The organism is Allobosea lathyri (assembly GCF_900108245.1).
In the GTDB taxonomy this organism is placed as follows: Bacteria; Pseudomonadota; Alphaproteobacteria; order Rhizobiales; family Beijerinckiaceae; genus Allobosea; species Allobosea lathyri.
The window spans coordinates 15,865-27,500 of the sequence record NZ_FNUY01000023.1; the positions used below are offsets into that span (position 1 = coordinate 15,865).

Annotated in this window: 8 protein-coding genes (1 of these 8 running past the window's edge); 6 read left to right on the forward strand and 2 right to left on the reverse strand. The window is 63.4% G+C overall.

All coding sequences use genetic code 11. The features are described 5' to 3' along the window. Nucleotides 1–15: 15 nt before the first annotated feature. On the reverse strand, nt 16–1,698 hold the full coding sequence (locus tag C4S73_RS27620; protein ID WP_342210599.1) for a DUF3300 domain-containing protein: 1,683 nt from the start codon (nt 1,696–1,698) through the stop codon (nt 16–18). Between the two features lie 46 nt (nt 1,699–1,744). Further along, nucleotides 1,745–1,999: a hypothetical protein gene (locus C4S73_RS27625; protein WP_146071531.1), complete on the reverse strand. Its 255-nt coding sequence runs from the start codon at nt 1,997–1,999 to the stop codon at nt 1,745–1,747. A gap of 255 nt (nt 2,000–2,254) precedes the next feature. On the opposite strand from C4S73_RS27625, the gene C4S73_RS27630 reads away from it, so the two are divergent. The 6 genes from C4S73_RS27630 to C4S73_RS27655 form a co-directional block, all read left to right on the forward strand. Next, a complete protein-coding gene (locus C4S73_RS27630; RefSeq protein WP_103875806.1) occupies nt 2,255–4,978 on the forward strand; it encodes an aminotransferase class I/II-fold pyridoxal phosphate-dependent enzyme in 2,724 nt (907 codons plus the stop codon). 77 nt (nt 4,979–5,055) lie between these two features. Then, the gene (gene aspT / locus C4S73_RS27635) at nt 5,056–6,747 is read left to right on the forward strand and encodes an aspartate-alanine antiporter (protein WP_103875807.1); all 1,692 of its coding nucleotides are present in this window, start codon (nt 5,056–5,058) and stop codon (nt 6,745–6,747) included. A 45-nt stretch (nt 6,748–6,792) separates the two neighbouring features. Next, entirely contained in the window at nt 6,793–8,445 is a 1,653-nt protein-coding gene (locus tag C4S73_RS27640; RefSeq protein ID WP_103875808.1) for a bifunctional aspartate transaminase/aspartate 4-decarboxylase, read from the forward strand. A gap of 93 nt (nt 8,446–8,538) precedes the next feature. Continuing rightward, nucleotides 8,539–10,236 (forward strand): aspartate-alanine antiporter, encoded by a 1,698-nt coding sequence (gene aspT, locus C4S73_RS27645; protein WP_103875809.1) that lies wholly within the window; start codon nt 8,539–8,541, stop codon nt 10,234–10,236. Between the two features lie 111 nt (nt 10,237–10,347). Further along, complete coding sequence (locus tag C4S73_RS27650) at nt 10,348–10,602, forward strand: hypothetical protein (RefSeq protein WP_103875814.1); 255 nt, start codon at nt 10,348–10,350, stop codon at nt 10,600–10,602. A 134-nt stretch (nt 10,603–10,736) separates the two neighbouring features. After that, a protein-coding gene (locus C4S73_RS27655) for an AI-2E family transporter (protein ID WP_103875810.1) crosses the window boundary here: on the forward strand, nt 10,737–11,636 show its 5' portion. It continues 174 nt past the right edge of the window; 900 of the gene's 1,074 nt are visible here — the first part of the coding sequence; it begins with the start codon at nt 10,737–10,739; its stop codon lies off the right edge, out of view.

Genomic DNA, 11,636 nt, shown 5'->3' on the forward strand with positions numbered 1-11,636 from the left:
GGCGCCGGTGGTGTGTCAATGTCGGCCGGTGCCCGCCGGCACGCGCGCGCCCGAGGCCTGCCATTGGTCGAAGGTCTGAAACGGAATGCCGAGCTGACGGTAATCGACCCGCAGATAGCCGTCCGCGCCGCGCCAAACGGCGGAAGGTGCCACGCGCTGAACTTCCTGGGCGATCACGCCGACATAGGTCATCGTGGAGCCGCCATATTCGAAGCGATAGAACCCGAGCCCGCTGTCCATGTGCCCGAGCAGCATGACATGGTTCTTCAGCTGGATGTCGGATCGACGCCCACCGCCGCCGCCCCGGCCTCCGCCTCCGCCGCCACCCCGGCCTCCGCCGCCACCAAAACCGCCGCGCGACATATGAGCGCCGCCGCCGCCGCGCATGGCGCCGCCACCGGCATGCATGGCCCGTCCACCGCCGCCTGGCGCACGCGCCATGCTCGCATGCCCGCGCTGTGCCTGGAGGTTCGCCGCCCGGCCTGGCTGCATGTTGCTGAACGCGCTGTCGCGCGTCGGTGCGCGGCGGTTTGCGCCGGCGTCGGGCCGTCTCGGCTGAGTTGCGGGTCGTCCCGCTCCTGCACCGCCAGGCCGCGCGCGATCTCCGCCGCCGGGCCGATCCCCTCGATTCCCCGCTCCTGCGCGGTCGCCTTGCCCGCGATCGGGTCTATTGGCCGCATTTGCACGGTCGGCGGGTCGTTGCTCGGGGCGGGCGGCCGCCCCCGCATTACCACGATTGCCGCCCGGCTGCAGCACCTGGTCGCCGCTGCGCCCGCGAAAATCCATCCTGCCTTCGCTGCCGGCACGCAGATTGTTGTTCGCAAATTTCTGCTGGACTGCATTGTTGCGATACTGGACGCCGTGGCGATGCTGGGGGTTATGCTCCCAATGGGTCACACGATCGCGGTTGATATTGATGTTGTTGTTGTTCCAGTTGACGTTGCCGCCCCAGTAATTGCCGTTGTTCCAGCGCCCTAGCGCATAGCCCGCGCCGAAGGCGAGGCCCGTCGCGACGACGCCGGTGGCGATGTAGCCCGGTGCCGGGAAGTAATAGGGAGGATAGGCCGGATCGGGCCAGGAGCCGTAGACCACCGCCGGATCGTAATAGGGCACATAGACCGTGTCCGGTTGGGCAGGCTCGATCACGATCGTCTGCCTGCCACTCTCCTGCCGGACCGAAACCGTCTGCTGCGAGCCCGAGGACAGCTTCTTGGCGTCATAGGCCCGCGTCCTCATCCGTTGGACGCCGTCCATGATATCGGGCTGCTGGGCCAGGACCGCATCGCCGAGCTTCTGCGTCCAATCCAGGTTTTTGCTCATCATATCGAGCACGGCGGGCGTCGCGACCAGGGATTTGACGCTGACATCCCAGGGCTGCTGCTCGGCGGCGGCCTTCAGCTTGTCGCCTTTGAGATTCTTGTTGGCCGTTACCCACCGGTCCGCCTGCACAACCTCAAGCGGATAAGTCGATGCCATCAGGACCTGCGCCAGCAACGTGTCCGGATAGAGCGCGATCGGCGCCACCAGTGCATCGAGTTGAGCCCCGGGCAGAAGCTGCTCGCTCTGACCCGTCTCAACTCCGACCGGTGGTTGGGGCTGCGCAGGAGGCGGCGCTGTCTGTGCGAGCGCCTGAGACATAAACCCGCTCGCGATGACGCTGGCGAGAACCGTCAGCAGATGGTTGGTTTTCCTGGCCAAGCGCGCCTCCGCACAAACATCTCCCGGGCCAGTGGCACGGTCGCGATCATTTCCTTGCTGGTGGCCGGCTCGCCGCCTGCGGCGCCGCTTGCAACGCACGAAAAGCCTCGACGTTTTCACGGCCCGCGCGCATTGCTTCGCTCATCCGGCCATTCTGCATCATGTCGTGATCCTCAAGCAGAACATCCATCGCGCATCCGGCTGTCCGGTTGCAGGCCGTTGCCGGTTGAGCACCGAGGGTCCAAAGGATCGCTCCGCCGACAATCAGGCACATGATGCGAACAATTTGATTTGCCTGCATTTTATAGACTCCGCAGATCATCAACGATGAACTCAACTTGAATTATCTGTATAGGTCCATTTTTTCGATGCGGTTACAGGATTTTTATCAGTAGTAAAATTGCATGTATTTTTGCCCGAGAGTGCGGCAAGTACTATCACATTCCCGAAAACGGGCACCCTGTCCCTAAGGACAATACGCCGGCTTCTTTCCTTGTGCTGAGCTTGGCCTCCGGCCGCTGAAACGCGGATCGCGCGATCGGAGGAAGGATTCGCGATGGCCTCTGCAGTTCAGGAATCCCGTTCGATCGATCATTTCTTCTCGGCTCCTTCCGGCCGCACGGATCGCTGGCGGGACCTTCACGCGGTCGCGCGCTCCTGGTCCAGGGGTGAGACGGCCCGCAGCATGGTGGAGGCGACGCTCCAGGAGCTCGGCGCGATCGAGGAATTCCATGCCTTCCCGGGCCAGGAGCTTCTGGCCGCCCTCCGGGAGCGGTTGCAGAGCGATGATGCCAGCGGCTTTCTCGCCCTGGCCAAGCGGATTTCGGTCGCGATCATCACGGGTAATTACAAGCACGACTCCAAGGAGTGGCAGGCGGTCGATCTGTCGATGGCGGATCCGGTCGACATGCTTCCATCATCGCTGGGAGAGTCATCGACCTATCGGCCCTATTTCGAGATGCTGGCAGTGACACCGGCGCCGATGGCGCGCTGGCCACATATGGCTGCGGAGTTCCGCAGGCTGCGGCGGCCCGAGGATGCCTTCGTCTACGAGACGGTCCTGGTCGGCAGTCTGGAGGATGCGGTCTGTGCGGCCGTGCTCAACCCGAACATCGCCGCCGTCGTCATCTATGAAGGCTTCGCGTTGAAGTCGCGGCACGATGCCCCGGTGCTGCGCAGCGTGATCGCCGCGCAGCAACCCTATCTCGACAAGGCTGATGAGGCCGATCTGGCGCTGCGCCTTGCGGCCGGACTCAAGGCCATCCGGCCCGAGCTCGATATCTACCTTTTGTCGGACCGGCGCGTCGAGAAGCTCGCAGGCGACCCCCGGGCCGCCATGATCCGCCGCGTCATGTATCAGATCGAGGAGCCGCTCGAACTTCATCTCTCGGTGCTCGAAGGCATCGAGGCGCGCTACGACACGCCGTTCTTCGACAACCTCAAGCGCTACGCGCAACGGCCTGTCGCCACCTTCCACGCCCTTCCGATCGCACGCGGCAAGTCGGTCTTCCGCTCGCCCTGGATCCGCGACATGGGGCAGTTCTACGGCATCAATCTCTTCCTGGCGGAAAGCAGCGCCACGACCGGCGGTCTCGATAGCCTTCTGGAGCCGACAGGCAACATCAAGCGGGCACAGGAGATGGCGGCGCGCGCGTTCGGCGCCGACCAGGTCTTCTTCGTGACCAACGGAACGAGCACCTCCAACAAGATGGTGCTGCAGGCGCTGATCGGGCCCGGCGACATCGTCATCCTCGATCGCAACTGCCACAAGTCCCACCATTACGGTCTGATGCTGTGCGGTGCGCAGCCCTTCTACGTCGATGCCTTCCCGATGACGGAATTCTCGATGTACGGAGCAGTGCCGCTGCGCACCATCAAGAAGGCCCTGCTCGACCTCGAGGCCGAAGGCCGCCTCGACCGCGTCAAGATGGTCGACCTGACCAATTGCACCTTCGACGGCCACATCTACAACACCCGGCGGGTGATGGAGGAATGCCTTGCCATCAAGCCGGACCTGATCTTCCTGTGGGACGAGGCCTGGTTCGGCTTCGCGCGCTGGTCGCCTTTCCTCAGGCCACGGACCGCGATGGGCGCCGCCGCCGATATCGAGGCATGGGCACAGGATCCCGACGCGGCCGTCCAGCACAAGAAGCAGCGCGAGGGGCTCGGCGCGAACCCATCCATCGAAACGCTGCTCGATACGCGCCTGGTGCCCGATCCCGCCGCGCTCAGGCTGCGCGTCTACCAGACCAATTCAACGCACAAGTCGATGTCGGCAATCCGGCAGGGGTCGATGGTGCTCGTCAGGGATGTCGACTTTCACAGGGTCGAGGCGCAGTTCCACGAGGCCATCTTCACCCATGCCTCGACCAGCCCCAACCAGCAGCTCATCGCCAGCCTCGACGTCGCACGCCGGCAGATGGAGCTGGAAGGCTACGGGCTGGTGATGAATGCGATCGAAGTCGCGCTCGACATCAGGCACGAGATCGCCGTGCATCCGGTCATCTCGAAATACTTCAGGGTCGTGGGCGCCGACGGGATGGTCCCGCGCGAGTACCGAACCAGTGGCTTCGTCGATTTCCTCGCGCCCGACACGCATTGGGACGATCAGCTGCGCAGCATGCGGGAAGACGAGTTCTGCCTCGATCCGACCCGCATGACGCTGGTCTGCGGAACAGCGGGTTTCGATGGCACCTCGTTCAAGGGCCTGCTGGCCGCGCAATACAACATCCAGGTCAACAAGACCTCACGCAACTCGGTGCTGCTGCAGTCCAACATCAACAACACCCGCAGCGATGTCGCGCTCCTGATCGGCGTTCTGCTCAAGATCAGCAATGAGATCGAGGCGCGCCTGCGCCAGGGCGGCGAGGACGAGCGCAAGGCCTTCGCCGCTCGCGTGCACAGCCTGATGAAGGATGTGCCCGACCTTCCGAATTTCAGCCGGTTCCACGACGCGTTTCGCACGGATGCCGGAAAAACCACTCCGGAGGGCGACATCCGCACTGCCTTCTTCTCTGCCTATAAGGAAGAGAAGTGCGAGTATCTGCGCATAGACAGCCCCGAATGCGACCGCCGCATCGACAAGGGCCCGGCGCTGATCTCGGCCAATTTCGTGATTCCCTATCCGCCCGGCTTCCCCATTCTCGTGCCCGGTCAAGTCGTCACGCATGAGACGATCACCTTCATGCGCAAGCTCGATGTGAAGGAAATCCACGGCTACGAGAAAGCAAAAGGCCTCAAATTGCTGAAGCCGGACGTCCTCGCAAGCAAGAAGAAATGAGAATGCCAGGCAAGCCCAAGCTCTAACGGGCTGGCCGGCAAGCCGGCGGCCTCGAACTCCAGCAAGAGGGGATCGGAATGTTCGACTGGTTCGTTAGCACGTTACGCAGTTACCCCGAGATCGCACTCTTTCTGTCGCTGGCGATCGGCTATTACGTCGGCGGCTTCGCCTATAAGGGCTTCAGCTTGGGCGCAGTGACCTCGACGCTCATCGCCGCGGTCGTGATCGGGCAGCTCGGCATCACGATCTCCCCCAATGTGAAATCGACGTTCTTTCTGATGTTCCTGTTCGCGGTCGGCTACGGGGTCGGACCCCAGTTCGTCCGGGGCATCGCCAAAGACGGCGCGCCGCAGGCGATCTTCGCGGTCCTCGTTACCGTGTTCTGCCTCGCGGTCCCCGTCATCATCGCCAAGTTTGCCGGGTACCATCCAGGATATGCAGCTGGCCTCTATGCCGGCTCGCAGACGATCTCGGCCTCAATGGGCCTGGCGACCGACGCGATCAACCGCCTGGGGCTCTCTGCCGAGCAGACCAAGGAATATCTCGACGCGATGCCGGTCGCCTATGCGGTTACCTATATCTTCGGCACCGTGGGCTCTGCCATGGTCCTGGCGCTGCTGGGACCGAAGCTCCTCGGCATCGATCTCGTCCAAGCCTGCAAGGACTACGAAGCACGGCTCGGCGGTGGCGCGGAGCTTGGCGGCCCCGGCTCCGTCTGGCGGCGCTTCGAGTTGCGCGCCTTTCGGGTGCGTAGCGGCGCCAAGGTTATCGGGATGCGCGCGGCGGACGCCGAAGCGCTCGTGCCCGACGCGCGCGTGTTCGTCGAGCGTGTGCGGCGCAATGGCCGCATCGAGGACGCCACAACCGATACGATCCTGCAGGAGGGCGACATCATCGCCATCGCAGGGCCGCGCGATGTTCTCGTCAACCTGATCGGCCAGAACGCCGATGAGGTCGAGGATCCGGAACTTCTCGATGTGAAGGCCGAAGGCGTCGATGTCTACGTCACCAGCAAGGACGCCGACGGCAAGACCCTCGCCGAACTCTCGCAGATGCCTGCGGCACGCGGCGTCTTCCTTCGAAAGATCGTTCGAGGCGCCACCGCCGTGAACATCCCCATCCTGCGTGACACCGTCATCCACCGCGGCGACATCATCACCATCGTCGGCCGGACGCAGGATATTGCCGCGGTCGCCAAGGTCATCGGCCATGCCGACCGCCCGAGCGACGTCGCCGATGTCGCCTTCATCGGTGCTGCCATCACGCTCGGTGCGTTGGTTGGCGCGCTCGTCTTCAAGGTCGGAGGCGTCCCGCTGACGCTGTCGACCGCGGGCGGCGCGTTGATCTCGGGCCTCGTCTTCGGCTGGCTGCGTTCGGTGCGTCCCGTCTTCGGCCGCATTCCCAGCTCGACCGTCTGGTTCATGAACTCCGTCGGCCTCAACATCTTCATCGCCGTCGTCGGCATCTCCGCCGGCCCGGGCTTCGTCAAAGGGCTGCAGACGCAAGGGGTCGGCCTGTTCCTCTGGGGTGCGCTCGCCACCGCCATCCCGCTGATCCTCGCGATGCTCGCCGGCAAGTATGTGTTCCGGTTCGATCCAGCCATCCTACTCGGCGCCTGCGCCGGCGCTCGTACGACAACGGCGGCCCTCGGCATGATCTGCGAAACCGCAGGAAGCCAGGTTCCGGCGCTCGGCTACACCGTGACCTATGCCGTCGGAAACACGCTTCTGACCATCTGGGGCATGGTGATCATCATGCTTCTGGCCTAGCGGCGCCTCGAATTCATTCGATTTCATTCTTGTCGGGAGAACGTCATGGATCCTGTCACCCTGCGGACCTTCGAGAAACTCAGCCCCTTCGAGATCAAGGACGAGCTCATCCGTCTCGCCAAATTGACCTCGCAGGAATCCTCGATCGCTCTTCTCAATGCCGGCCGCGGCAATCCGAACTGGGTGGCGATGACACCGCGCGAGGGTTTCTTCCTGCTCGGGCAATTCGCGATCACGGAGAGCCGGCGCGTAATGAACAAGCCGGCCGGCATCGGCGGGATGCCAAAGGCCGATGGCATCGCCAAACGTCTCGAGGACTGGCTGGCGGAACACAAGGATGCGCCCGGCGCCACCTTCCTGGGCGACATGGTCTCCTTCGCGGTCAAGAAGTTCGACTTCAAGCCGGACGCCTTCGTCCATGAGCTCGTCGACTCGATCATCGGCGACAACTATCCGGTGCCCGATCGCATGCTCGTCCATAACGAGCGGATCGTGCACGAATATCTGATGTGGGCGATGTGCGGCGATCCGCGCCCATCCGGCCAGTTCGACCTCTACGCCGTCGAGGGCGGCACGGCGGCGATGTGCTACATCTTCAAGTCGCTGAAGGCCAACCGCCTGCTGAACGCCGGGGATACGATCGCGCTGGCGACGCCGATCTTCACGCCCTATCTCGAAATGCCGCATCTCGAGGATTACGGGCTCAACATCGTCTCGGTGGCAGCGCCGCAGGAGAACCGCTTTCAGTTCACGGATGAAGAGCTGAAGAAGCTCGAGGACCCCAAGGTCAAGGCCTTCTTCGTCGTCAACCCGGGCAATCCCTATGCGGTTGCCCTGAGCGAAGAGACGATTGCCAAGATCGTCAAGCTGGTCGAGACGAAGCGCCCCGATCTCCTGCTGCTGACCGATGATGTCTACGGGACCTTCGTGAAGGGCTTCCGCGGCCTGCTTGGCGCACTGCCGCGCAATACGATCGGCGTCTATTCCTACTCGAAATATTTCGGCTGTACCGGCTGGCGGCTGGGCGTCATCGCCATCCATCGCGAGAACATCTTCGACAAGGCGATCGCCGCTCATCCGGAGAAGATTTCGGCGGCGCTCGATTCCCGCTACGGGCCGCTGACGCTGAAGCCGCGCGACATGAAACTGATAGACCGCATCGTCGCCGACAGCCGCGACATCGCACTCAATCACACCGCCGGGCTCTCGTTGCCGCAGCAGGTGATGATGTCGATGTTCTCGCTCTCCGAATTGATGGACGAGGCCAAGCTTTACCAGAAGACCTGCATGGGCATCGTCAGGGCTAGAGCCGAGCGGATGATCGAGGGGCTGGGCATCGAGGTGCCCGAGAACCTGTTGCATGATCGTTATTACGGCCTGATCGACTTCGAATTCTGGGCCAACAAATATGTCGGGCCGGAGGTCGTGGCCTATATGAAGGAACACGTTCACCCGCTCGACATCGTGTTCCGGCTCGCGGAGGATCACGGCATCGTGCTGCTCAATGGCGGCGGCTTCCACGCGCCCGACTGGTCGGTTCGCGTCTCCTTCGCCAATCTCGACGACGAGGTCTACGGCCAGATCGGGCGGGCCACGCGAGCGGTCGCCCGCGGCTACCGGCAAGCCTTCGATGCCTACAATCTCGCCCTCACCAAAACGAAATCGCCTGGCGGCGCGGCGCCCGCCAAAGCGAAGTGAACTAAGGCCGCATTACGCGCAGCAGCTCCATCGGGCAGTCGACCGGTTCGTCTCGCCGGTCGATCATCCGGTCATTCTGCAGAAAGGTCCGGCATGAATTTCGTGGTGGAGGCCCTGCGGAACAACCCCGAGCTCGCCATATTCCTGACGGTCGCGCTCGGCTTTCTGATCGGTCGGCTGAAATTCGGGAGCTTCAGCCTGGGTGTCGTCGTCGGCTGCCTGCTGGCGGGGGTGCTGGTCGGCCAGCTCGACATCAAGATTCCCCCGACCGTCAAAGCGGTCTTCTTCGACCTGTTCCTCTTCACGACCGGCTACAAGGTCGGCCCTCAATTCTTCCGGGCCCTGAAGAAGGATGCGCTTCCGCAGATGGCGCTCACGGTCGTCCTGTGCGTGACGTGTCTCCTGATGGCGCTGACCTTCGCAAAACTGCTCGGCTACGACATGGGCACCGCGGCCGGTCTCCTGGCCGGTGCTTTCTCCGAATCGACGGTCATCGGAACCGCCGGAGAAGCGATCCAGCGGCTCGACCTGCCGGAAGCCGAGCGCCGGGCGCTCGTAAACAATATTCCCGTGGCCTACGCCGTCACTTATCTGGTCGGAACAACTGCGCTCGTCTGGTTCCTGCCAAAGATCGGCCCCAAGCTCATGGGGATCGACCTGCGCGACGCCGCTCGCAAAGCCACGGCAGCATCGCATTCCGACAAGACGGGCTCGGCCGGCGAGGCCGATGGCATCACATCGGCCGCTCGCCTGTTCGATGTGCGCGCCTATCGGGTCGAGAACACCCAATTATTCGGCAAGACGATTGCGGAACTGGAGGCCCTGCCAAAGAAATCTCGCATCTTCGTCCTGCGTGGCCGTAGTGGCGATGTCCTGTTCGATTATGCCTCGGAGCATCGCGTCCGGGCCGGCGACGTCATCGCGGTCATGGCACGCTTCGAGGTGCACGCAGCACGCGGCGATGTCATCGGCCCCGAGGTCAGCGACCCCGAGCTGCTGGACATTCCGCTCGAAGCGCTCGACGTGATCGTGACAAGCCGCAACCTCGACGATACGTCTCTGGCCGAATTGGCTGAGGGTCATTTCGCGCGCGGGGTCTTTCTGGCAAAGCTGACACGTTCGGGCATCGCCATGCCGGTGATCCCGACGACGCGGCTCAATCGCGGCGACGTCATGTCACTGGTCGGGCCGCTGACGGAGGTCGAACGCGTCGCGGCCGTGATCGGCTATTCCGACAGGCGGACGCCGGCGACCGACATGGTCTTCGTAGGGTTGGGAATTTTCCTGGGAGGCCTGTTCGGCCTGCTCTCGGTCGTCGTCTGGGGGGTGCCGCTCACGCTGACCGCCAGCGGCGGCGCCTTGTTCATGGGCCTGCTCTTCGGATGGCTGCGCTCCGCCTACCCGTTCTTCGGCCGCATTCCAGAACCAGCAATCTGGATTTTCGATACGGTTGGACTCTGCATGTTCATCGGCATCGTCGGGCTCGGTGCCGGCCCAAGCTTTGTCGCCGGCCTGAAAGCGACGGGCCTCAGCCTTGTCGCAGTCGGGCTGGTGTCGTCCCTCCTGCCGCATACCGTCGGGATTCTGTTCGGTCGCTATGTTCTCAGAATGGATCCGCTGATCGTGCTGGGCGCCTGCGCCGGTGCCGGCACGATCACCGCTGCCCTCAGGGCGATTCAGGACGAGGCCCAAAGCAGCATCCCGGCTCTCGGCTACACGGTCCCCTATGCCATCGGCAACATTCTTCTGACGGCCTGGGGCCCCGTGCTGATTGCGCTGATGACAATCTGATCGAACGTTCGATGGGACATGTCCGTCAACGTTCGATCCTGACGCCTTTGGCTACTCGGCATCGCACCGTCTCGTAGGGCCTACCCCGAAGAACGATTGATGGAGGTAACAATGAAGCTGCTTATCGCTATGTCCGCACTGGTCGCGACCTTCGTCTCAACCGGTACCGAGGACGTCAGTGCCGCGGTCTACTGCCAGTACGTCAGCTATCCTGCTGGCTGTATCGCACGCCCTGGCGTCGTGCTCCGGCCAAGGCCGGTCGCGCGTGCCGTGGCAACACCGGGTGTCGGCGCGCCAGGCGTGGGAGTGCGGGCGGGAACGCCGATGAATCGCGGTGGCCCGGTCAACCGGGCGGGAAGGCGCTGAAAGCGCCTGCTCGGCCGTGTCCGGCGGAGCTCCGCCGACGCTCCTGGCGCCAACTGGCCAGTCCAACTCAGGTTGGGCTGGCTATTGCGCCGGGCGCGCAAGCTTGCGCGATGCGTTGAGCAAGGAACAGAGCCATGGACAGGAAGGCGCCGAACCTTCGCGACCCGATCGAACCCTCGACCTTGATCGACAGCGCGATTCGAATCGGGCTGGTGGGCCTGCTGGTCTATGCCTGTGCCCGGATCGTCCTACCCTTTGCTTTCCTTTTGATCTGGTCTGCGATCCTGGCGGTGATGTTGCACCCGCTCCATCGGCGTCTGGCGCCGCGGCTCGGTCATCGCGGCTCGGCACTGCTGATCGGCCTGATCGGCGTGGCTCTGATGCTGGGACCGATGGTGATATTGGTGACATCCTTGGCGACGTCGCTCTATTCGGCGGTTTCGAGCTTGCAGGCCCAGGGCGTGACGATGCCGCAGCCACCGCTATGGCTCGACGGCACCCCACTGGTCGGCAAAAAGCTGACGGAGATCTGGACACTCGTCGCTTCCAACCTGCCCGCTGCACTCTCAAAATATGGCCATCTGGTGAGCGGCCCAGTGGCATGGCTCGCCTCCTTCGCCGGTGACCTCGCCATCGCCGAATTGTCGTTCGTCGCTTCTTTCGCGATCGCCGCCGTGCTCATCGTTCACGGTCAGAGGGCGGCCGGGTTTGCCCACCGCACGCTCGAGCGGATTACAGGAAGTGACGAGCGTGCGGCGCGGCTGGTCACGTTGACCGCGGCCACGATCCGCGGTGTGGGGCTCGGCGTCGTAGGCGTGGCGCTGATCCAGTCGCTGCTTCTTGGCTGCGGCTTCTTCGCCATCGGGCTCCCGGCAGCTGGTCCGCTGACGCTTGTGGCGTTGCTGCTGGGCATCATGCAGATCCCGTTGATCCTGCTGACCCTGCCCGTTGTCGGTTACGTCTTTTATTTCGAGGCAACGCAGCCGGCGACCATCTTTCTCATCTGGAACATAGTTGTCGGTCTCAGCGACAAT